We start from the raw sequence: 21,566 nt of genomic DNA, 5'->3' as shown, positions 1-21,566 counted from the left end.
GACGACACCCGCTCATGAACAAGCCCGGTCCCCTCACCGCGAAGCCGTTATCCGCATTGCTCGGCAGTGCGATCAACGATGTCTTCGCCAAGCAGGGCTTTGCCTCGCGCGAACTGGTGACGCGGTGGGCCGAGATCGTCGGCGCCCAAGTGGCGGCCCATTCGGAACCTCTGAAAATCCAGTGGCCGCGGCCGGTCGAGAACCAGGTCCCTGAACCGGCGACGCTGGTGCTGCGGGTCGAAGGCCCGATGGCGCTGGAAATCCAGCATACCTCGGACGTCATTCTGGAGCGGGTCAACCGCTTCTTCGGCTGGAACGCGGTGGGCCGGATCGCGCTGCGTCAGGCGCCGCTGTCGCAACGGCCGAAGCCCCGGGTCCGGAAGGCGCCCGACCCGAGCGCCGTCGCCGAGGTCGAGGCCTCGCTGGGCACCGTGGAGGACGGCGATCTGCGCGCAGCGCTGGCGCGGCTGGGCGCATCGATCAAGCGAAATTGAGCCCTATGTGACGGCGCCTGGCTTCGGCCCGGCATTGCCACAATCATGGTTTCAAGCTAGCGAAACGTTCCCCATCAGGCGTGACAACGCCGTTCGCACGACTTTCCGGAGCAGACCGTTGAACATCACGCGCCGCACCTTCACCGCCGCCTTGTCCCTCGCTGGCGCCTCTGCCGCACTCGGCCTTTCGCCGTGGCAGTTTTTCAGCCCGGCCAGCGCCCAGACCGCCGCCGAGATCAACCAGGCCGGCGAACTCGGCGACATGGCGCTCGGCTCGAAGGACGCCCCCGTCACCATCATTGAATACGCTTCCATGACCTGCCCGCATTGCGCGGCGTTCACCAAGGACGTGTTCCCGCAGATCAAGACCAACTACATCGATACCGGCAAGGTGCGCTTCATCTTCCGCGAATTCCCGCTCGATCAGGTGGCGCTCGCCGCTTCGGCGCTGGCGCGCTGCGTCGCCAAGGACGATGCGCCGAAATACTTCGCGATCGTCGACATCCTGTTCAAGCAGCAGAACGATCTGGCCTCGGACGCGCTCGGCACCATCAACCGCGTCGGCAAGCAGGCCGGTTTCAGCGAGCAGATGATCAAGGACTGCGTGCAGAGCGACCCGAAAATCCAGAAGGGCATTCTGGATGTGCGCGAGCACGCCTACACCAAGCTCAAGGTCAACTCGACGCCGTTCTTCTTCGTCAACGGAACCGTGGTGAAGGGCGAGACCTCGTTCGAAGCCTTCGAAAAGATGATCAAGCCATTGCTGAAGAGCTAAGCGTGGCGGGCGGAACCGGTCCAGTTCCACGGACCATTCGCCCGAAACACACTGAAATCCCTCGGAAATCCCTTTAAATCCCTTGGGAAAAGCCTTGCGGGCCGGTTGCCCTGCAGGGCCAGCCTCGCCATTGTGCGGACAGTTCGAGGCGCATTCCGCGACTCAGTTATACTGGCACAGGCCTGCTATGACCTTGCCCCGGCTGGATAATTCCGACTCCGGTAGTTCCCCGGCCAACAGAGCACCGATTGCATGAAACTCACCCGTCTTCGCCTTCATGGATTCAAATCCTTCGTTGAGCCGACCGATTTTCTGATCGAGCCGGGCCTGACCGGCGTCGTCGGTCCGAACGGTTGCGGCAAATCGAACCTCGTTGAAGCGCTGCGCTGGGCGATGGGCGAAACCTCGCACAAGTCGCTGCGTGCCGCCGACATGGACGCGGTGATCTTCGCCGGCTCCGGCAACCGCCCGGCGCGCAATCACGCCGAAGTGGCGATGACCATCGACAATTCCGATCGCTCGGCGCCATCCGCCGTGAACGATCAGGACATGCTGGAAATTTCCCGCCGCATCGAGCGCGAAGCCGGCTCGGTCTATCGCATCAACGGCAAGGATGTGCGCGCGCGCGACGTGCAGATCCTGTTTGCGGATGCCGCCACCGGCGCACGCTCGCCCGCCCTCGTCCACCAGGGCAAGATCGGCGAAATCATTCAGGCGCGTCCCGACCAGCGCCGCCGCGTGCTGGAAGACGCCGCCGGCGTCGCCGGTCTGCATGCGCGCCGTCATGAGGCCGAACTGCGCCTCAAGGCGGCCGAGACCAACCTCACCCGCGTCGAGGATGTCATCGGCCAGTTGGCGAGCCAGATCGAAGGCCTCAAGAAGCAGGCGCGGCAGGCGATCCGCTATCGCGAAGTCGCCGCCAAGGTCCGCAAGGCCGAGGCCATGCTGTTTCACCTGCGCTGGATTCAATCCCATGCCGATGTCGCCGAGGCCGGCCAGACCCACGACCTGAACGTGCGCGAACAGGCCGAGCGCACCCTCCAGCAGGCCGAAGCCGCACGCATCCAGGCGATCCGCGCCTCCGAACTGCCGGGCCTGCGCGAGAGCGAAGCGCGCGCCGCTGCCGGTTTGCAGCGCCTGACCAATGCCCGCGAAATGCTCGACCGCGAGGAAGCGCGGGCCAGGGAGCGCGTCACCGAACTCGACCGGCGCCTGACGCAGTTCGCCGCCGACATCGAACGCGAGCAGCGGCAACTGTCCGACGCCGACGTCGCGCTGGCGCGGCTCGAATCCGAAGACAGCGTGCTCAAGGACGAGATCAGGTCGCGCGTCGAAAAGCGCAGCGGCGCCGATGAGCGCGTTGCCGAAGCCGAAGCGACCCTTGCCGCGGCCGAACGGACCTTCTCCGAACTGACCACCGCGCTCGCCGATCTCACCGCCAAGCGCAACCAGATCGAAGCCAATGTCCGCACCCATCGCGACCGTCTTGCGCGGCTCGATCAGGACATCGTCAACGTCCAGAGCGAAGTCGAGAAGCTTGCCGCGGAGACCGGCGGCCTCGGCGACCTCGATGAACTTGCGGCCGCAATGGAAGCGGCGGCGGAGACGTTGCTGATTTCCGAAACCACGACGCAAGCCAGCGAGGCTGCGCATGTCAGCGCCCGCGCCAGGCTGGAAGCATCGCGTGCCCCGCTTGCCGATGCTGAAAAGCGCGTGCAGCGGCTGGAGACCGAAGCCAAGACGATCTCCAAGATCGTCAACGGCGAGACCAAGAACCTGTGGCCGCCGATCATCGACGGCGTCAACGTCGCCAAGGGTTTCGAGAAGGCACTGGGCGCCGCGCTCGGCGACGATCTCGACGCGCCGGTCGATCCGACCGCACCGATGCGCTGGTCCAGCTTCGGCGTGATCGAAGGCGATCCGTCGCTGCCCGAAGGCATCGAAGCGCTTGCCGCTCATGTCACCGCGCCGCCGGAACTGGCGCGGCGTCTGGCGCAGATCGGCATCGTCAGCCGCGAACGCGGCGCGCAGCTTGCACCGCAGTTGAAGACCGGCCAGCGGCTGGTTTCGCGCGAGGGCGACCTGTGGCGCTGGGACGGGTTCGTCGCTGCGGCCCATGCTCCGACCGGCGCGGCACGGCGGCTCGCCGAGCGTGCCCGTCTCGTCGACATCGAAGCCGAGATCGAGCAGGCGCGGGCCGATGCGGCCGCCAAGCGTCAGGCACTGGAAAATGCCGAGGCCGAACTCAAGGCTGCGTCCGCAGCCGAAAGCTCCGCACGCGAAGCTGCGCGTAATGCCCAGCGCGAAGCCAATGCCGCGCGCGAACGCCATGCCAATGCGGAGCGCGAAATCAATCGGCACGCCTCGCACCGCTCGGCCCTCGACGAACGCGCCGCCCGCCTCGCGGCGGATCGCGCCGAGGCACACAGCGCTCACGAAGCCGCCGTCGCCGCTCTGGAGGAGTTGCCGTCGAGCGCGGAGAACGAAGAAAAGCTCGCCACTGTTCGCGCCGACATGGACGGCCACCGCCGTCTGGCCGCGCAGGTGCGCGCCGAGGCGCAGGCGCTGGCCCGCGAAGCCGAACTCGCCGACCGCCGTGTGCAGGCCATCCTTGCCGAGCGCAGCGAGTGGCAGAACCGCAAGGAAAACGCCGCGTCGCAGATCGCGACCGTCGAGACCCGCATCGTCGAGGTCAACACCGAGCGCGCCGAACTCGAAAACGCACCGGAAGTGTTCGCCGAAAAGCGCAGCGCGCTGATCAGCGAAATCGAGCATGCCGAAGCCGACCGCCGCATGGCCGCCGATGCGCTGGCCACAGCCGAAACTGCGATGGCGGAAACCGACCGCGTGGCCCGCGCCTCGCTCGACGCGCTGTCCTCCGCACGCGAGGCCTGCGCCCGCTCCGAGGAGCGCATGGAAGGCACCCGCCGCCGCCTCGAAGACATCGAACGTGAAATCCGCGACATGCTGGAGGTCGAGCCGCACGGCGTCGCCGCTCTCGCCGAGATCACCCCGGAAACCGAGCTTCCGGCCGTGACCGATGTCGAGGCCGATCTGGAAAAGCTGCGCCGCGACCGCGAGCGCCTCGGCGCCGTCAACCTGCGCGCCGAAGAAGAACTGCGCGAGGTCGAGGCCCAGCATCTCAACCTCACCACCGAGCGTGACGATCTGGTCGAAGCCATCAAGAAGCTGCGCACCGGCATCCAGAGCCTCAACAAGGAAGCGCGCGAGCGCCTGCTGACCTCGTTCGAGACGGTCAACGCTCACTTCAAGCGGCTGTTCACCGAGCTGTTCGGCGGCGGCCAGGCCGAACTGACCCTGATCGAGAGCGACGATCCGCTCGAAGCCGGTCTCGAAATCATCGCCAAGCCGCCCGGCAAGAAGCCGCAGACGCTGTCGCTGCTCTCCGGCGGCGAGCAGGCGCTGACAGCGCTGGCGCTGATCTTCGCGGTGTTCCTCACCAATCCGTCGCCGATCTGCGTGCTGGACGAAGTCGACGCGCCGCTGGACGACCACAACGTCGAGCGGTTCTGCAACCTGCTGCATGAGATGACCTCGTCCACCGAGACGCGCTTCATCATCATCACCCACAATCCGATCACCATGGCGCGCATGAACCGGCTGTTCGGCGTCACCATGGCGGAACGCGGCGTGTCGCAGCTCGTGTCGGTCGATCTCGACGGCGCGATGAAGGTTCTCGACCAGAACGTAGCTTGACTGCTTCACCCTCCCCTCTGAGGGAGGTCCGTCATCCTGAGGTGCGAGCCGCACTTGCGGCGAGCCTCGAAGGATGCGCGCAGTGCGTTATTGCTGTCACCCTTGGAGGCGCGCAAGCGCTCGCTCCTCAGGATGACGGCAAGACAGGTCGAAAGGCCCCGCCGCCATGATCTCCCCCGATCTTCCCGCCGAACTGAGAGCAGCCCTCACACGCAAGTCCGAAGGCCTGTCGCGCAACGACGCTGCACAGCGCGCGGATACGATCTCGCGCACCTATCGCGATGGCGGCGGCTCGGGCACTATCCGAACAGGTGCCGACGCGCTGGCCTATGCGCTGGCACGGATGCCGGCGACCTACGCCGCGATCACCGCGAGCCTGAATGCCCTGACGGAAATCCGTCCGGGTTTCGCCCCCTCCAGCCTGCTCGATGTCGGCGCGGGGCCGGGCACGGCGACGTGGGCGGCGAGCGAAACCTTCGCCTCGCTCGAGACGTTCACACTGCTCGACGCAAACGTGGCCCTGCGCGATCTCGCAACTGAACTCGCACAGCCGCACCTGCGCCTTGCGGCAATGCGCTACCAGTCCGGCGATGCGCGCAAGGCGCTTGCGGAGGCGCCGGAAGCAGATCTCGTTGTCGCCAGCTACGTCATCAACGAACTGGGCGACGGGGAACGTGCGGCCCTCGCTGACGCCATGTGGGCGAAAACGCGCGACACGCTGCTGGTCGTGGAGCCCGGTACGCCGGCGGGCTATGCACGCGTCATCGATCTGCGCGACCGGCTGATCGCGAAGGGCGCGCGTGTCATCGCGCCCTGCCCGCACGATGCTGCATGTCCGCTGACCAGGCCAGACTGGTGTCACTTCACGCAGCGGCTGCAACGCTCGCGCGCGCATAAACACCTGAAGGGCGCGGACCTTCCCTATGAGGATGAAAAATTCGCCTACGTGGTTCTGTCGCGGACGGCGCCTGCGCAAAGACCCGCGCGCGTGCTGGCGCAACCGCTGGTGACCAAGATAGCGGTCACGGCAAAAATCTGCACGCCTGAGGGAATAATGGAGGCTGCAAGCGTCCCGCATCGGGACAAGGCTGCCTACAAGCGCGCAAAGAAATGGAATTGGGGCGATGCGATTTTCCCCGAGAACGGCATCGGCGTGGAATAATTCTCTCCTGTCGGAGTTTGTCCTGATGACGCGTTCGCGTCCGACGCAAAAATCATCAGGAGTACACCACCGATGTCCAAAACATTTGCCGCGATTGCGGCTGTCTCTCTCTTGCTCGCCTCAACCGCAGCTTTCGCGCAGGCTGCAAAGGTCGCCGACACTCCGGCAGGCAAGGCCTATGTCGATGCCAAGGGCATGACGCTCTACACCTTCGACAAGGACAGCGCCGGCAAGTCCGCCTGCAACGGCCCCTGCGCGACCAACTGGCCGCCGCTGATGGCCGGTGCCGACGCCAAGCCGTCCGGTGACTGGACCATCGTCACCCGCGACGACGGCAGCAAGATGTGGGCGCTCAAGGGCAAGCCGCTCTACACTTTTGCGAAGGACACCAAGCCCGGCGACACCACCGGCGACGGCTTTCTGAACGGCGCCTGGCATATCGCCAAGCCGTAAGCGTTTCACAAACAGACGTCACGGCATCGGAAGATTAACTCCCTCTCCCCGTTGGGGAGAGGGTTGGGGTGAGGGGGTTAAATGTCAAAGCTGACATACGATCCCCCTCACCCGGCACGCTATCGCGCGCCGACCTCTCCCCGACGGGGAGAGGTGAAAGAAACATCCTGACCGTTTCATTGAACCACCTCTCCCCAAGGACGACCAAATAGCGCGGCACCCTGGCCGCAGGCACTGACGGCCATCTGCCTTTCAGGTAGGCTGCGCGCATTCGTTGTCCTCATGGAGCTTTTCTCATGTCGTCCGGCTGGATTTTACTCGGTGTCATCGTCGTCATCGCCCTGTTCGTGTTCGGCGCCTATAACCGGCTGGTCGCGCTGGCGCAGCGGGTGTCGCAGGCCTTCGCCGACATCGACGTGCAGCTCAAGCAGCGCCACGACCTGATCCCGAATCTGGTCGAGACCGTCAAAGGCTACGCGACCCACGAGCGCGGCACGCTGGAAGACGTCGTGAAAGCCCGTAACGCCGCCATGTCGGCGCAGGGCCCGGCGCAGGTCTCCGCCACCGAAGGCCAGCTCTCGGCTGCGCTCGGCCGGCTGATCGCACTGTCCGAGGCCTATCCGGACCTCAAGGCCAACGCGAATTTCCAGCAGTTGCAAACCGAACTGTCCGACATCGAGAACAAGATCGCCGCCAGCCGCCGCTTCTTCAACAACGCGGTTCAGGAATACAATACCGGCATCCAGCAGTTGCCGGCTGCCCTCTTCGCCGGCGCGCTCGGTTTCACGAAGAAGGACTTCTTCGATCTCGGCGAGCAGCGCGGACAGCTCGAACAGGCACCATCGGTCAAGTTCTGATGACACCGCATTGACGGCGAAGATACGTCATTGCGAGCGAAGCGAAGCAATCCATTTTTCTCAGAGCTTGAGCTGGATTGCTGCGTCGCTGCGCTCTTCGCAATGACAGCCACATAGGACAATCCAGGTCATGGCCGCGTACGGTCTCTACACGCATATCGCATCGAACAAGTTTCGTTCGATGCTGCTGCTCGGCGGCCTGTTCCTGCTCGTCTATGTGATGGTGTTCGCCGGCGCGCTGCTGGCCGAAGTGGCGCTCAATAGCAACCGTCCGTTCGACGACTATCTCACCCTCGCGGCGCACGACCTCGTCAAGGCCTTCCCGTTCGCCACCATCGGCGCGGCCGCATGGATCGTGATCGCCTATTTCTTCCATCAGAACATCATCGATGCCGTCACCGGCGGCCATGACGTGACGCGGCAGGAGCAGCCGCGGCTCTACAATCTGCTGGAAAATCTCTGCATCTCGCGCGGCATCCCGATGCCGAAGCTGAAGATCGTGGACAGCCCCGCGCTCAACGCCTTTGCCACCGGCCTTAACCGCAGCCAGTACGCAATCAGCGTCACCACCGGACTGATGAATGCGCTCAACGACCGGGAAATGGAAGCGGTGCTCGGGCACGAGCTGACCCACATCCGCAACGGCGACGTGCAGTTGCTTGTGATCGCTGTGGTCATTGCGGGCGTGATCGGCTTTTTCGCCGAACTGTTCTTCCGCATCTTCTTCAACTCCAACTGGAGTTTTGGCGGCGGCGGACGGTCCTCGTCCTCCTCGTCGGACGGGGACAAGAAGGGCGGCGGCGCGTTCGCCATCGTGCTTCTGGCGATCGCCCTGATCGGACTCGCATGGGGCCTGTCGCTGGTGGTGCGGTTTGCCCTGTCGCGCTCGCGCGAACTGCTGGCGGACGCGGGCTCCGTCGAACTCACCAAAGACCCTGACGCGATGATCTCAGCACTGCGCAAGATCGAGGGCCGCGGCGAACTGCCGGGCGCGACCTCCGCCGTCATGGAAATGTGCATCGACAATCCGCGCGAAGGCTTCGCGGACCTGTTCGCCACCCACCCGTCGGTCGATTCGCGGGTCAAGGCGCTGGTGAAATATGCCGGCGGGCGCGACCCGGGCCCATTGCCTCTGCCCGGCAGCGGCGCGGAAGCCGGTGATGGCGGCGGCCCCTCGGCGGATTCCAGCCCGGATACCCGGCCGGAAGCGCCCCATGCGGGGCCGTGGGGCAGTTCCCCCCAGCCCGCGCCGTCTCCGGTGGACCCAATTCCAGGTCCGTGGGGCCGCCGGTAGCCCGCCGAGGTTAAGAAGCCGTTGGTTATTCAGCATAACTGCCCGGTCAAGAATTGAATTATCCCTCGATTCTGCCATGGTCCGGCGGAAAGCAGGCTAAGCTGCGTCGTCAATTCGACGTGCTTGGTGGGTTAAAGAGGTCTTATGGCGAAACCGGCAGTGATCGTAGTGGGCGCGGACAAGGGTGGGGTCGGTAAAACCACCGTTTCGCGCACCGTCCTCGACTATTTCAACGCAAACAACATCCCGACCCGCGCCTTCGATACCGAATCGCCGCGCGGTACGCTGATGCGCTTTCATCCCGACATCACCCAGATCGTCGACGTCACCTCGACGTCCGATCAGATGAAGATTTTCGATACGCTGAATTCGTCGGGCACCAGTGTCACCGTCATCGACGTCCGCGCAGGACTGCTGTCACCGACCCTCGCGGCGCTTCGCGACATCGGCTTTCTGGATGCCGCCCGCTCCGGCCAGATTACCTTTGCCGTGTTCCATATCCTCGGTCCGTCGATCGCCTCGCTGGATGAAATCGCCGAGACCGCGAACTTCATGGACGGCGCGAAGTACTTCCTGGTGAAGAACTTCATCAACAACACCAGCTTCTTCGAGTGGGACCAGGCGACCTACAATTCGTATTTCCACCGCATCAAGAATGCGACCGAGATCACGATTCCGAAGCTCAACGAGATGGCTTACGAGCAGGTCGAAGTCGCTTCGGTGCCGTTCCTCAAGTTCGTCGCCAACAAGGGCACCAAGGACGAGCCCGCGAACTACTCGTTCGTGCTGCGCGGCTACGTCCGCCACTGGCTCGGCAATGTGTGGGGCGAGTTCGACCGCATCAAGCTGACCGAGATCGTCGGCTCGAAGGACAAGTCCAATACGTCTCGGGCGCCGACCAGCGAGATCTGACGCCGGATTCAAGACACCAGCCGGACATCGCGCCGATGCGCCGCACGCCTGTCTATATCGTCTGTTCCCCCCGCCCCGCGGTGGGAAAAACGCTGATCGCGCGGGCGCTGACCGAGTTTCTGGTGCTTCAGCGCGGCAAGGTGATCGCCTTCGACATCAACCTGCGCGAGCCCTCGCTGCTCAACTATCTGCCGCGCATCACCGAGACCGCTGCGATCAGCGACACCTTCGGCCAGATGGCGCTGATGGACCGGCTGATCGTCAACGACAACGTGCCGAAGGTCGTCGATCTCGGCTTTCATGCCTTCGACGATTTCTTCAAGATGATCGCGGAAATCGGCTTCATCAAGGAAGCGGATCGCCGCGGCGTCGATCCGATCGTTCTTTTCATTCCCGATCGCGACCGCGCGTCCATCGTCGCCTGGACCATGCTGCGCGAGACGTTTCCGAATGCGCCGATCGTGCCGGTCGAAAACGAGCATGTGCTGTGGGGCGAATTGCCCGCAGCGTTCGGCCGCGTACGGCCGTTCAGGGTCGCGGCCCTGCCCGCATTCCTGAAATCAATTATCGGACGCCTGAACTTCTCGTTCACGCACTATCTGCGCGACAACAAGGACCAGTCGTCGGAGCTGCATCAATGGGTGCGGACCAACTACACGCGCTTTCGCGAGCTGGAACTGAACCTGATCCTGCACAAGCTGGGATAGATCAGGATTATTCCATTTTAGATAATCGAGTTTGTTGAAATCGTCATTGCGGGGAGCACTTGCGACAAAGCAATCCATTCTCCTCAAAGGTGGATTGCTTCGCTTCGCTCGCAATGACGTAAATGGACAAATCTGAATTCATTCACATTCTGGTAGCTGAAGATCGATCTGTCAGTGACCGTCGAAGGTCATCAGTGTTCGCACCGGGACATTCATGGCGCGCAGCTTGGCCGCACCGCCGAGTTCCGGCAGATCGATGATAAAGCAGGCCGCCACCACATCGGCGCCGATCTGGCGAAGCAGCTTCACCGCGCCTTCCGCCGTGCCGCCGGTCGCGATCAGATCGTCGATCAGGATGACGCGCTCGCCAGGCTTGATGGCGTCGGCGTGCATTTCCATTTCATCCAGACCGTATTCCAGCGAATAGGCGATGCGCACCGTGGTGTGCGGCAGCTTGCCTTTCTTGCGGATCGGCACGAAGCCTGCCGAGACCTGATGCGCCACCGCGCCGCCGAGAATGAAGCCGCGCGCTTCCATGCCGGCGACCTTGTCGATCTTGGAGCCGGCCCAGGGCTGCACCAGTTCATCGACCGCACGGCGGAACGCCCACGCGTTGCCAAGCAATGTCGTGATGTCGCGGAAAACAATGCCGGGCTTCGGGTAGTCCTGAATGGCGCGGACGGTGGCCTTCAAATCATCAGAAAGAGTCATCGGATGCTAATCCCACAAAATCATTTTCGTCATTGCGAGCGAAGCGAAGCAATCCATTCTTGGGTCGCAACGCATGGATTGCTTCGTCGCTGACGCTCCTCGCAATGACGTTCTAACCGGGTTGCCCCAGCCTGAAGGCGTTTTCGACGATCCGCAGTCCGACATTGCCTTCGAGCGACATCAGCGACTCGGGATGAAACTGCACGCCGCCCACCGGCAGCGTCTTGTGCTCGATCGCCATGGCGATGCCGTCCTCGGTGCTGGCAGTCACCTGCAGCACGTCAGGCATACCGTCGCGATCGACATACAGCGAGTGATAGCGCCCGATCACGACTTCATTCGGCAGATTGCCCATCAGCGTGCCGCCGCGCACCTGAACGCGCGACGGACGGCCATGGGCAGGCGTGGACAACTGCCCGAGCTTGCCGCCGAAATACTCTCCGATGGCCTGCACGCCGAGACAGACGCCGAACACCGGAAGATTCTTCTCCAGCGCCGCGCCGATGAATTTCGAGATACCGAAATCTTCGGGACGGCCGGGGCCTGGCGACAGCACCAGAAGATCGTATTCGTTCTTCTTCAGCACATCGAGCGCGTGATTGTGCCGCGTGACGCTGACCGTCGCACCGACCTGCCGGAAATAATCCGCCAGCATGTGCACGAACGAGTCTTCATGATCGATCAGCAGCACCTTCTTGCCGGAACCGGTGGCGTCAGGCGCGAAGGCGGACAGAGGTTTCGCCGGATCGCCGCGCAGCGCCTGAAACAAAGCTGCCGCCTTGGTCTGGCATTCCTTTTCTTCGGCAACGGGATCGCTATCGAACAGCAGCGTCGCGCCGACGCGCACTTCCGCAAGACCGTCCTTCATGCGGATGGTGCGGATGGTCAGGCCCGTATTGATGCTGCCGTCGAAGCCGAGGAAGCCGAGCGCGCCGGCATACCAGCGCCGCGACGAACGCTCATTGTCCTCGACGAACTGCATCGCCCACAGCTTCGGCGCACCGGTCACGGTCACGGCCCATGCATGGGTGAGGAAACCGTCCAGGGCGTCGAAGCCCGGACGCAGCATGCCTTCGACATGATCGACGGTGTGGAACAGCTTCGAATAGGTCTCTATCTGCCGCCGCGCCAGCACCTTGATGGTGCCCGGCTCGCACACGCGCGCCTTGTCGTTGCGATCGACGTCGGTGCACATGTTGAGCTCGAATTCGTCTTTCTGCGAATTCAACAGTTCCTGAATCTGCTTAGCGTCGCTGATGGCATCGACGCCGCGCGCGATGGTGCCGGAGATCGGACAGGTCTCGATCCGCTTGCCGTCGGAGCGCACGAACATTTCCGGCGATGCCGCGACCAGAAACTCTCCGTCGCCAAGATTGATCAGCGCGCCGTAAGGCGAGGGATTGATCTTGCACAGGCGCTGGAACACTTCCGCCGGGGTACGCTCGCAGGGCTCTGCGAACAACTGTCCCGGCACCGCCTCGAACAGATCGCCGCGTGCAAACGCCTTGCGGGCAATCTCGACGGTTTCCTGATAAACGCCCGGTGCGTGATCGGCAAAGCCTTCGCGCTTGGTCTTGGCGTAAACGCTCTCGGAGGTCTCGCGGTCGAGGCCCTTGGTGGACTGACCGCCGAACGCAAACTCATAGCTCAGGATCACACCGCGTCCTGTGGCGCGGTCATAGGCCAGAATGCGGTCGGGAATGTAGAGAACAATGTCGCGCTGGTCCTTCTCGCGCGCGCGCTTCTGCACGAGGTCCTCGAACTGGAACACAAGATCGTAGGCGAAGGCGCCGAACAGCCCGAGCAATCCATCGCTCGAAGAGTTAAACGCCGCGATGATATCGCGCACCAGCGACACCACAGACGCACGCCGGGTGCGCTGATCCTCATCCACCGGCGCGTCGCCGCGCACGATGTGACCGGAAATGCGCGTGGCGCTCTTTTCGGTGATGACGGCGCAGGGCTCGCTCAAGGTCTCGGCGAGAAACGCCACCAGCACCTTGCCGCGCTCGTTCAGCGCCTCGATGAAGAAATCCGTGCCTGTCGATTCCAGCCGCAGCGGCGGATCGGAAAAACCGAGGTCGAAGCTCTCATAGCGGCCCGGCACCGTGGTGCCCGACGACAGCACCACGCCGCGGCGGGTGTCGAGCCGGTCGATCAGCCGGTCGAGCGCCGTTCCGCCGGTAAAATGCTCGACGGAACGAGCCACATCGAGGCCGCGGGCCGTCCGGTATTCGCTCTGCGCGGGGAGGGAAAAAAGGGTCCTGTTCATCTGGTCCTCTTACGAGACTTGCTGGAGGAACGCCACACAGGACAAACGAAAAAGGCCGTCGCTCTGCGATGACGGCCTCGACGATTGAAATTCACATAAATCGCACCGGCCACCTTTAGAAGGTGCGCCACCAGAGACGGGTCGGGCTGGACAGGGTGCTCATGGGGGCAAAACACCATCCAGAGCGGGCGAAGTCAAGCGCCTCAAAGTCACGATTCCGCAGCGGCCGGGACTGGCGTCCCGGGCCTATCCTTGAGCCTATCTTGGGGCCGGGTCGCTCTGGCCTCGATCAGGACGGCCAGGGCTCCGTAGAACAGGGTCAGCCCCCACAGGGTCCAAAGCGCAGGCTGGACCTCGTGGAGCGATGCCCCGAGTTGCCCGATTCTTACCAGCGCACTAATGGCCGACGTGCTGGGGACCAGAAGGGAAACGGCATGAACCGCCGGCGGGATCGCCTCCACCGGCCAGGCGAACCCGGCGAGGAAAAAGAACGGCAAGCCGATGGCCGCCAGAACGAGCTGAACCATAAGCGGATTGCGCAGCCACGCAGCAATCACAAGGCCGAGCGCGCTGGTCGATAGCACGAAAGGAATGGCGAAAAACAACTGAGGCGCCAAGGAACCCAGACGCGGCACCCCATAAAAGTACGGAAGCGCGATCAAATAGAGCGGCACAACGACCGCCTCCACCGTCAGATAGGCCAACAGCCGGCCCACGACCTTCGTGACCGGGCCGGCATTGGCGCTCTCGCCGGACGAAAGGCGGGCGCCCGGCAGCGTCCCGAGCAGCCCGACTGCGACAAGCAACGTCTGTTGCAGGATGAGAACGAACGCCGCGGGCAGCACATAGGTGGCGTAGCCTCCCTGCGGATTGAACAGCGGCACCGATGTCAGCGGCAGCGGATCAGTGACCGCCGAGGCGATCACGGGATCGATGCCAAATCCGACGAGCCGCGTCGCTTCGACCTGTGCGCCGAAGGTGCGCGACACCGAAGTGACGCCGGCAGAGATTCGCTGATGCATCAGGAAGTAGCTGGCATCGCTATAGAGCGCGACAGGTGACGGGCGACCGTGCAGAAGATCGCGCTCGAAGTATTGCGGAATAACAAGGACGCCAAAAATCCTGCGTGTGTAGACTTCACGTTCCGCCGTGACAAAATCAGGCAGTGTCATGGCCACATGAATATCCGGCGTCGCGTCGATCAGGCGCGCCAGCTCTCGGCTGCTGGCCGTGCCGTCGTTGTCGACCACTGCGATCGGGACATTGCGCAGCGCCTCATTGACATAGGGCTGCGGATAGAACGCGGCATAGATCAGCACCGCCCCGATCAGAACCGACCACACCGGCTTCAGCGCAAAGATGCGCCTGAACTCGTCACAGTACACGGCAAGCAGCGCGTTCATGACGTCGCCCCCTCAAGCGCAGGCGACGGTCCTGATGGCGCGGTATCAGTGCGCGACCGCATGCTGTCGAGCCGCCACGCCGCCAGGATGACAAGGCTCACCACGAACGCGAGAAGGATCAGGATCGGCTTCAGCGACAGGTCGGACGGCGTACCGCGCACGGTCTGATCGATGCGCGCCATGAGATACCAGGTGCCCGGCAGCAGCGCGCCAAAGCCATAAGCAAAGGAATTCATGGCGAGCCGCGGAAAGCCGATACCCATGTAACCGAAAGCCGGCGACGTGAGCAGCGTCGCGATGCTGATCGCGCTCGGGGTCGAGCGCAACAGAAGCGCCAGCAACGCACCGAACATCTGACACGCAAGGATAAACAACAGCCCGGCCGACAGGAGGAGCCAGCGGCTACCGTGCAACGGCAGGTCGAAATAGCCGAACAGCCACAGATCCGACAGACCGAGCACGGCCAGAAAGACGAGGGTGAGTGGCAGTATTTTTCCCGCCATGGCTGGCCACAGCCCCCCGCCAAGCCGGCGCAGGATGCGTAGCCGGTGCGGGGTCTCGACGTCCAATCCCACCGAGTAGGCGGAAGCGGTGATGACGATGATCTGCAGCACACTGGGAATCAGGGCAGCGAGCAGGAAGTGCACGTAGTTCAACGTCGGATTGAACAACGGATGAATCTGAACCGGGATCGGCGTCAGATCGGCCTGTGCCAGATCGGAGGCCTGTCCCTGCCCCGTCCGCAGCGAGAGGCGAATGCCCGCAGCGGCGGTCGGCAACGCCGCGGAGATTCCGCGGACCACAAGATTTCCCGTGGTCAGTGTCTGCGTGTTGTAGAAAAATACGACCTCGGGACGGCGCCCGGCAGTGACGTCCCGTTCCAGATGCAGCGGCAGCATCAGGAAGCCGTGCACCTTGCCCTCGATGAGAAGCTTGCGGCCTTCCGCAAGATCACCCACATGCTGGGCGACCGCGGTGTCGGGCGTTGCATCGACCATGCGGATGATGGTGCGCGACAGATCCGAACCGTCGAGATCAAGCACGGCGATTGGAAGACGGGTGGCGAGACCGGCACTGAACACCAGCGTCAGCACCGCCATCAGCGCGATCGGCAGGATGGTCGACAGGACCAGCAGGAACTTGCGGCGGCGAAGCCACGTCAGTTCACGCCAGAACACCAGCCAGAAACCCGGTTTCAGGTTTCGGCGCGACAACATATCAGCGGCCTCGCGCGGCCCATGCCGCGATCGCGCTCATGCCCGGCCGCAAACCTTCGACGGGGTTCACCGGCACAGAGCGAACCTCGAATGTCCGCAGATCGAAATCACCCGTTGCACGCGTCGCACGCCAGGTCGCGTACTGGCCCTGCACGTTGATCATGGTGACACGGACCGGAATCACTGCCGATTTGAGCGCGGGCACGGTGACCTCGAAGGTGTCGCCAATTTTCAGACCGGCGAGAAGGTCCTCGCGCAGATTGAAGGTGAACCAGACGTTCTTCAGATCGATCAGGGAGAACAGCGGCGCGCCCGCGCTGAAGTTCTCGCCGATGGCCGCGACACGTGTCGTCACCTGCCCCGAGATCGGTGCAACGACATGCAGTTCCTTGACGTCCACGTCGCGCTGGTTGAGCGCCGCCTCGGCCTGCTTGACTTGCGCGGCCGCCAGCGCCTTTTCCTCCTTGCTGGCGCCGGTTTCGGCAAGCTGCGCCGCCGCCTGCGCCGATTCACGCTTGCGGATCGCGGCTTCGAGATTGCGGGTGGCTTCATCGACGCGCGACTGCGGCGTGTTGCCGGAGCGGGCCAGTTCGGCCTGACGGTTGTAGGTTTCCTGCGCCAGCGTCACGTCGGCATCGGCAGCAGCAACCTCAGCCTTGCGGGCCGCGATGGTTTCCGGCCGCGTGCTGTTGATGCGCGCGAGGTCCGCTTCAGCAACACCCAGCGCGGCCTTTGCCCCGATCAATGCCGCGACAAGCTGCGGGCTTTCAAGCTCAGCGAGCATGGCGCCTTTCTCGACGGAACTGCCGACATCGGCGCCGAGCTTGATGATGCGTCCGGAAACACGCGGACTGACATCGACGCGATCCGCCGTGACTTCACCCTGTACGGTGAGAGGTGGCGCACGCGTTGCGATCCACAGAATGACTCCCAACGCACCGAGTGCAAGAATGCCGATCACCGGCTGCACTACCTTGTTGCCTGCCATCCTCAATCCCCGTTCGGAGCCGGCCTCTGGCTGAGCCATGAGGTAATCCAGTCTGCGCACAATGCATAACGTATAATTTCAACACAACGGAAAATCGCGGCTTTGCCAGGCGCAAAATTTCATCATTCTGTCGCCCGCATCAGCGACGTTCGCGATTCCGTTTCAATCATCTGTATCAATCAAGGATCAAGTCGCGAGTTCATTTCGGCGGTGTTGAACCCTTGACGAAAACCGTCAGGTGTCGCTCGCCAACGTCCTCCTCGATTGGAAGCCAATCCTGCCGGGTATAGAACCGCCGACGTTCCTTTTCGGCGCACAGATAGACCCGTCTGAAATTGAGCACGAAGACGTCACTGACGGCGCGCGCGACCAGCGCGGAGCCGATCTCCTGCATCCGGTATTTCGGATCGACCCAGACCGCCGCCACCCAGGGCGAGTATTGCGGACGTTCCTCAAGGTCGGCGGCAATGACCGACGACGTGCCCAGAAATATGTCGCCCCGGTGCGCCACCAGCGCGAACGGGATCGGAGACGGATTCATATTTTCGCGCAGGCGTCCGGCGATGTAATCCGCCGAAAAGCCCCGCTCCTTCCACCATGCCCGCCAGATGCGGTCAGCAACCGCGTCGAAAAACGCCGGCTGCTGCCGCAGGTCGGAGATGGTGACGTTCATCCCAAATGCTTTTTGAAGAAATCCGTGGCGCGGCCCCAGGCAAGTTCGGCGGCTTGGCGGTCATGAACAGACATCCGCTGTTCGTTGACGAAGGCATGATCGGCGTCGTAGCGGAAGAACTCATAAGTTTTGCCGGCGGCCTTCAGCCCCTTCTCGAACGCATCGACCACCTGCGGCGTGCACCAGTCGTCACGATTGGCGAAATGCCCCTGCAACGGAATTTTCACGTCGGCGGGCTTGGCGGCCTGCTCCGGCGGGATGCCATAGAATGCCACGCCGGCAGCCAGTTCCGGAATAACAGTTGAGCCGATCACGGTTACCGCGCCACCAAGACAAAAGCCGGTGAGACCGACCTTGGCGCCATTGCGTGCGAGATATTGCGCAGCGCCGCGCACGGTCTGCTTCGTGGCATCCATGAAATCAAGCGAGCCCATCTCTTTGTTGGCGGCATCCGTATCGTGATACGGCACGACCACACCATTGTAGAGGTCGGGCGCAAGCGCATCGAATCCGGCCACTGCGAAGCGATCGCACAGCCCCTTGATTTGATCCTGAAGACCCCACCATTCCTGAATGACGACGACGCCCGGCGCGTTGCCGCGCGCGGCGTTGGCGAGATAGCCGGTTGCGTCCTTGCCGTCGGGACGCTTGAAAGTGATTGTGGTGCCCATGATGTCCTCCGAGAAATTTGAGTGTCTTATACCGCGGTCGAAGCAACGCTCAAGCTCGCGATGGCTTTCTGAAGATCACGTTTGTATTGCAGGAAGTCGACGAAAATTCCGTGTTCCCCGCGATCCTTGGCGACCGGCCGTGTGTGATAGGCGGCGATCTTGTCGCGGAAATCGGCGATCGTATCGGGGCTTTCCTTTTGCGCCTTGATATAGGCCGCGATCAGATCGGTTTGCAAAGCACGGCCCGGCCAGCCGACACCGGCGCCTTCGAGCAGCCCGGCGACATAAAGACCGTTCGGACGTGACGGGAAAATGTTGAGATAGAGACGCGGCGCGCCTTTCTCCGGGTGCCAGTTCAGTTCGGTGAGGTCTTCAAGAAACGGAAACGTGATCTCGTAGCCTGTCGCAAGCAGCACCAGATCGACCTGATCTTCCTGCCCATCGGTAAAGACAACCGTATCGCCGCGGAATTCCTTGATCGGCTTGCGCAACGTGACATCGCCCTGCCCCAGATGCTGGAGCACGAGCGAGTTCACGATCGGCGTCTTGTCATAAAGCCGGTGCTCGGGCTTTGGCAGGCCGAAGCGCTCCGGCGGCCCCACCAGAAACCGCAGGATCGGCTCATTCAGCATCGAGCGCAGGCGTTTGGGAATGATGAAACGCTTCGGCTTGTGGTTGCCCTCGTCCGCCGGCTTTCCGGCGAGGAACTTCGGCACGAAGTGATTGCCGCCGCGCACGCTCCACAGCACCTGCTTGGCGCGGTGAATGGCATCGACAACGATGTCGCAACCGGTATTGCCCATGCCGACGACGAGCACACGCTTGCCTTCGAAGATGTCGGCCGTCTTGTAGTCCTTCGCGTGCATCAGCTTGCCGCTGAATTCGCCCGGAATCTTCGGCATCAGGGGATCGCTGAGATGGCCGTTGGCGAAGATGACGCTTTCATAGTCGTCTGCGGTGCCGTCATCGAAGGTGGCGCGCCAGCTTCCGTCCCGCTGCTCGATCTTGCTGACTTCGGTATTGAAACGGATCGAGGGATAGAGATCGAAATGTTTCGCGAACGACTTGAAATATTCCAATACACGCTCGTGGCCCGGATAGGCGGGCCAGTCCTCCGGCATCGGGAAATCCGCATAGGCGGTGGTGCGCTTTGAGGAAATCAGATGCGTAGAGGCATAGACCGCGCTGGGCGCCGCGCCATACAGCCACTGCCCGCCGACATCGGCGTTCCTCTCCACGCACTTCACCGGCAGATCGGCCCGCTTGAGACTCCTGACGGCGGCAAGGCCCGCGGGGCCCGCGCCGATGACGAGCGTCGTCATCTCCTCAGCTCCTCGCGGCCGTCGCGATAACGCTCGAACACCTTGCGCGCATCATAGCGCGGCGTGAATCCGAATTCGGCTTTCAGCTTGTCGTTGGACAGCACCGGCCTGTACTGGATGAACTTGGCATGGCCCGGCCCGAGCTTGGTGATGCGCAGCAGATGCAGCAGCCACAGCGCGGACTTCAGAAGCGACGGCGGGATCGAAACATAGGGCCGGTGATTGAGTTCGGCGATCTCGCGCAGGCTGAGCGTGCCGTCGCCGGCGAGATTGTAGGTGCCAGGTTTCGGCTCCCGCACGGCCTGCACCAGTGCGTCGACCACATCGCTGTCGGCAATCAGCGAGAACGGCGTGGCGGTGCCGCTGACGCCCATCACCACCGGCCGCTCGAAGATCGCGGTGATCTGGTTGTTGGTCGTGGGCCCCAGCACCGTGCAAGGACGGAACACCGTCTGCTGAAGATCGGGATAGAGGTCGTGCCACTCGATCAGCATTTCCTCGACCTCGCGCTTGTTACGCGCGTAGGGGAAATCCGCATTGCCGCGCAGCGGATCGCTTTCACGCAGCGGCACCGGATTATCCGCGTGATAACCGTAGGCCGAGCCGCTTGAAGTGACGATCAGATGCTCGACGCCGGCATCGAGTGACGCTTGCAGCACGTTCTTGGTGCCGAGCACGTCGATTTCCCAGTCGCGCTGCGGATCTCCGCCGACCGCGACGACCGACGCGAGATGCACCACGGTCTGCGGACGACGCGCCTGAAAAATTTCCCTGAGCGCGGGATCGCGGACATCGCCCGTCAGATAAGTGACGTTGGGAAGCCGCTCATCGGCGACAACCTCGCGCATATCGAGCGCGATGATCTCCGAATTCAGATTGACGCGTGCCAGTTCGGCGATCAGCGATTTGCCGATGAAACCGGCAGCGCCGGTGACCAGCACGCCGCCGTTCATGGCGTATTGTCCTGCGTGGGCGTCGCTCATTCCGCCGTGTCCGTACGAGGGATCTGACTCTCGCGCGGATGCGGATCGCGGCGCTTCCACCATGCCGCCAGCGCCCATCCGGAAATCAGATGCCAGACGCCCCATCCCGCAGCCACCAGCGCCGCGCCGCCGATGCCGTCGAACTGGTTGAGGATCAGCGCGAGACCCAGTCCCGAATTGTGCATGCTGACCTCGATGGTCATCGCACGGGTATCATAGTCGCTGAGCCGCAGCAGCTTCGCCGTGCCCCAGCCGAGCCCGATGGCGATGGCGTTGTGCAAGATGACGAACGGCAGGATCGATTGCACGAAGGTCGTCAGATAACGCGCATTGGTGAAGATCGCGCCGCCGATGAAGGCCACCAGAAACAGGAACGACAGGATCTGCAGCGGCCGGCGCAACAGGTGACCGAGGCGCGGCCAGTAATGCACCGTGGCCAGCCCCAGCATCATCGGAATGCCGAGGATAAGCATGGTCGAGCCCAGGAACGACAGCGGCTCGATGCTCACCTGCCGCAGCAATGCATTGGTGTCCGGGTTAAGTCCTGCCCAGAAGATGATGTTGAGCGGCGTGGTCACGATGGCGAGCAGGCTCGACATCGCGGTCATGCTGATCGAGAGCGCGGCGTTGCCGCGCGCCATGTGCGTGATCAGGTTGGAGATGTTGCCACCCGGACAGGCCGCCACCACGATCATGCCGAGCGCGATGCTCGGCTGCGGCTTCAGCAGCATGGTGATCGCCCATGTCACCGCAGGCAGCACCGCAAGCTGCGCCAGCAGACCGGAGACCGGCGCAACCGGGCAGCGGAACACTTCAATGAAATCGCCGATGCGCAGATCAAGCGCCACGCCATAGATGATCAGCGCCAGCACGCCGCCGAGGACAAGCTGTCCCGTCGGATTGATGTTGAGCAGAATGCCGTCGATCGGTGCGCCCGTCATATGTCCCTCAGCCT

19 protein-coding genes are annotated in these 21,566 nt (G+C 63.0%); 9 read left to right on the top strand and 10 right to left on the bottom strand.

The genetic code is table 11. From position 1 onward, the window contains the following. Window positions 1–14: 14 nt before the first annotated feature. The 9 genes from AC1RM7_RS22415 to AC1RM7_RS22375 all read left to right on the top strand — a co-directional run bounded on the left by AC1RM7_RS22415 (window position 15) and on the right by AC1RM7_RS22375 (window position 10,371). Window positions 15–494, top strand: coding sequence for a DUF721 domain-containing protein (locus AC1RM7_RS22415; RefSeq protein WP_024919398.1), 480 nt, complete (start codon window positions 15–17; stop codon window positions 492–494). A gap of 118 nt (window positions 495–612) precedes the next feature. Beyond that, on the top strand, window positions 613–1,269 hold the full coding sequence (locus tag AC1RM7_RS22410; protein WP_024919399.1) for a DsbA family protein: 657 nt from the start codon (window positions 613–615) through the stop codon (window positions 1,267–1,269). A 252-nt stretch (window positions 1,270–1,521) separates the two neighbouring features. Further along, complete coding sequence (smc, locus tag AC1RM7_RS22405) at window positions 1,522–4,986, top strand: chromosome segregation protein SMC (protein ID WP_006019004.1); 3,465 nt, start codon at window positions 1,522–1,524, stop codon at window positions 4,984–4,986. 166 nt (window positions 4,987–5,152) lie between these two features. Next, a complete protein-coding gene (locus tag AC1RM7_RS22400; protein ID WP_024919400.1) occupies window positions 5,153–6,148 on the top strand; it encodes a small ribosomal subunit Rsm22 family protein in 996 nt (331 codons plus the stop codon). Window positions 6,149–6,220: 72 nt separating this feature from the next. Beyond that, on the top strand, window positions 6,221–6,601 hold the full coding sequence (locus AC1RM7_RS22395; protein ID WP_006019002.1) for a COG4315 family predicted lipoprotein: 381 nt from the start codon (window positions 6,221–6,223) through the stop codon (window positions 6,599–6,601). 296 nt (window positions 6,602–6,897) lie between these two features. Further along, window positions 6,898–7,458, top strand: a complete 561-nt coding sequence (locus tag AC1RM7_RS22390; RefSeq protein ID WP_006019001.1) for a LemA family protein — start codon at window positions 6,898–6,900, stop codon at window positions 7,456–7,458. A gap of 130 nt (window positions 7,459–7,588) precedes the next feature. Further along, on the top strand, window positions 7,589–8,752 hold the full coding sequence (locus AC1RM7_RS22385) for a M48 family metallopeptidase (protein WP_024919401.1): 1,164 nt from the start codon (window positions 7,589–7,591) through the stop codon (window positions 8,750–8,752). Between the two features lie 144 nt (window positions 8,753–8,896). Continuing rightward, on the top strand, window positions 8,897–9,664 hold the full coding sequence (locus AC1RM7_RS22380) for a P-loop NTPase family protein (protein ID WP_024919402.1): 768 nt from the start codon (window positions 8,897–8,899) through the stop codon (window positions 9,662–9,664). 35 nt (window positions 9,665–9,699) lie between these two features. Next, complete coding sequence (locus AC1RM7_RS22375; RefSeq protein WP_024919403.1) at window positions 9,700–10,371, top strand: P-loop NTPase family protein; 672 nt, start codon at window positions 9,700–9,702, stop codon at window positions 10,369–10,371. Window positions 10,372–10,542: 171 nt separating this feature from the next. Here the strand turns inward: AC1RM7_RS22375 and AC1RM7_RS22370 are convergent, their stop codons facing one another. The 10 genes from AC1RM7_RS22370 to AC1RM7_RS22325 all read right to left on the bottom strand — a co-directional run bounded on the left by AC1RM7_RS22370 (window position 10,543) and on the right by AC1RM7_RS22325 (window position 21,552). Continuing rightward, window positions 10,543–11,082: an adenine phosphoribosyltransferase gene (locus AC1RM7_RS22370; protein ID WP_006018997.1), complete on the bottom strand. Its 540-nt coding sequence runs from the start codon at window positions 11,080–11,082 to the stop codon at window positions 10,543–10,545. Between the two features lie 112 nt (window positions 11,083–11,194). Further along, window positions 11,195–13,354, bottom strand: a complete 2,160-nt coding sequence (locus AC1RM7_RS22365) for an anthranilate synthase component I (RefSeq protein WP_024919404.1) — start codon at window positions 13,352–13,354, stop codon at window positions 11,195–11,197. Window positions 13,355–13,563: 209 nt separating this feature from the next. Further along, entirely contained in the window at window positions 13,564–14,757 is a 1,194-nt protein-coding gene (locus AC1RM7_RS22360; protein ID WP_024919405.1) for an ABC transporter permease, read from the bottom strand. Then, complete coding sequence (locus AC1RM7_RS22355) at window positions 14,754–15,974, bottom strand: ABC transporter permease (RefSeq protein WP_024919406.1); 1,221 nt, start codon at window positions 15,972–15,974, stop codon at window positions 14,754–14,756. The genes AC1RM7_RS22360 and AC1RM7_RS22355 overlap by 4 nt, the downstream gene beginning before the upstream one ends. A gap of 1 nt (window position 15,975) precedes the next feature. Then, window positions 15,976–16,962 (bottom strand): HlyD family secretion protein, encoded by a 987-nt coding sequence (locus AC1RM7_RS22350; RefSeq protein WP_024919407.1) that lies wholly within the window; start codon window positions 16,960–16,962, stop codon window positions 15,976–15,978. A 199-nt stretch (window positions 16,963–17,161) separates the two neighbouring features. Next, window positions 17,162–17,635 (bottom strand): GNAT family N-acetyltransferase, encoded by a 474-nt coding sequence (locus AC1RM7_RS22345; protein WP_024919408.1) that lies wholly within the window; start codon window positions 17,633–17,635, stop codon window positions 17,162–17,164. Then, the gene (locus tag AC1RM7_RS22340; RefSeq protein WP_006018989.1) at window positions 17,632–18,306 is read right to left on the bottom strand and encodes a dienelactone hydrolase family protein; all 675 of its coding nucleotides are present in this window, start codon (window positions 18,304–18,306) and stop codon (window positions 17,632–17,634) included. The genes AC1RM7_RS22345 and AC1RM7_RS22340 overlap by 4 nt, the downstream gene beginning before the upstream one ends. Before the next feature lie 26 nt (window positions 18,307–18,332). After that, window positions 18,333–19,628 (bottom strand): flavin-containing monooxygenase, encoded by a 1,296-nt coding sequence (locus AC1RM7_RS22335; protein ID WP_024919409.1) that lies wholly within the window; start codon window positions 19,626–19,628, stop codon window positions 18,333–18,335. Beyond that, window positions 19,625–20,611 carry an SDR family oxidoreductase gene (locus AC1RM7_RS22330; RefSeq protein WP_034459947.1) on the bottom strand — a complete coding sequence of 329 codons (987 nt, stop codon included), beginning with the start codon at window positions 20,609–20,611 and terminating at the stop codon, window positions 19,625–19,627. Before AC1RM7_RS22330 ends, AC1RM7_RS22335 begins: the two co-directional genes overlap by 4 nt. Then, window positions 20,608–21,552 carry a bile acid:sodium symporter family protein gene (locus AC1RM7_RS22325; RefSeq protein ID WP_024919411.1) on the bottom strand — a complete coding sequence of 315 codons (945 nt, stop codon included), beginning with the start codon at window positions 21,550–21,552 and terminating at the stop codon, window positions 20,608–20,610. The genes AC1RM7_RS22330 and AC1RM7_RS22325 overlap by 4 nt, the downstream gene beginning before the upstream one ends. Window positions 21,553–21,566: the final 14 nt, after the last annotated feature.

The organism is Afipia sp. GW822-FHT03D08, from assembly GCF_058801645.1.
This window is presented reverse-complemented; position numbering and strand designations above follow the sequence as displayed.

What these genes read in the sequence shown, in the direction of transcription:
- AC1RM7_RS22385 (WP_024919401.1), top strand. Translation starts at nt 7,589, where the DNA reads ATGGCCGCGTACGGTCTCTACACGCATATCGCATCGAACAAGTTTCGT.
- AC1RM7_RS22340 (WP_006018989.1), bottom strand. Translation starts at nt 18,306, where the DNA reads ATGGGCACCACAATCACTTTCAAGCGTCCCGACGGCAAGGACGCAACC.
- AC1RM7_RS22325 (WP_024919411.1), bottom strand. Translation starts at nt 21,552, where the DNA reads ATGACGGGCGCACCGATCGACGGCATTCTGCTCAACATCAATCCGACG.
- AC1RM7_RS22400 (WP_024919400.1), top strand. Translation starts at nt 5,153, where the DNA reads ATGATCTCCCCCGATCTTCCCGCCGAACTGAGAGCAGCCCTCACACGC.
- AC1RM7_RS22370 (WP_006018997.1), bottom strand. Translation starts at nt 11,082, where the DNA reads ATGACTCTTTCTGATGATTTGAAGGCCACCGTCCGCGCCATTCAGGAC.
- AC1RM7_RS22380 (WP_024919402.1), top strand. Translation starts at nt 8,897, where the DNA reads ATGGCGAAACCGGCAGTGATCGTAGTGGGCGCGGACAAGGGTGGGGTC.
- AC1RM7_RS22415 (WP_024919398.1), top strand. Translation starts at nt 15, where the DNA reads ATGAACAAGCCCGGTCCCCTCACCGCGAAGCCGTTATCCGCATTGCTC.
- AC1RM7_RS22335 (WP_024919409.1), bottom strand. Translation starts at nt 19,628, where the DNA reads ATGACGACGCTCGTCATCGGCGCGGGCCCCGCGGGCCTTGCCGCCGTC.
- AC1RM7_RS22395 (WP_006019002.1), top strand. Translation starts at nt 6,221, where the DNA reads ATGTCCAAAACATTTGCCGCGATTGCGGCTGTCTCTCTCTTGCTCGCC.
- AC1RM7_RS22350 (WP_024919407.1), bottom strand. Translation starts at nt 16,962, where the DNA reads ATGGCAGGCAACAAGGTAGTGCAGCCGGTGATCGGCATTCTTGCACTC.
- AC1RM7_RS22365 (WP_024919404.1), bottom strand. Translation starts at nt 13,354, where the DNA reads ATGAACAGGACCCTTTTTTCCCTCCCCGCGCAGAGCGAATACCGGACG.
- AC1RM7_RS22345 (WP_024919408.1), bottom strand. Translation starts at nt 17,635, where the DNA reads ATGAACGTCACCATCTCCGACCTGCGGCAGCAGCCGGCGTTTTTCGAC.
- AC1RM7_RS22360 (WP_024919405.1), bottom strand. Translation starts at nt 14,757, where the DNA reads ATGAACGCGCTGCTTGCCGTGTACTGTGACGAGTTCAGGCGCATCTTT.
- AC1RM7_RS22375 (WP_024919403.1), top strand. Translation starts at nt 9,700, where the DNA reads ATGCGCCGCACGCCTGTCTATATCGTCTGTTCCCCCCGCCCCGCGGTG.
- AC1RM7_RS22355 (WP_024919406.1), bottom strand. Translation starts at nt 15,974, where the DNA reads ATGTTGTCGCGCCGAAACCTGAAACCGGGTTTCTGGCTGGTGTTCTGG.
- AC1RM7_RS22390 (WP_006019001.1), top strand. Translation starts at nt 6,898, where the DNA reads ATGTCGTCCGGCTGGATTTTACTCGGTGTCATCGTCGTCATCGCCCTG.
- smc (WP_006019004.1), top strand. Translation starts at nt 1,522, where the DNA reads ATGAAACTCACCCGTCTTCGCCTTCATGGATTCAAATCCTTCGTTGAG.
- AC1RM7_RS22330 (WP_034459947.1), bottom strand. Translation starts at nt 20,611, where the DNA reads ATGAGCGACGCCCACGCAGGACAATACGCCATGAACGGCGGCGTGCTG.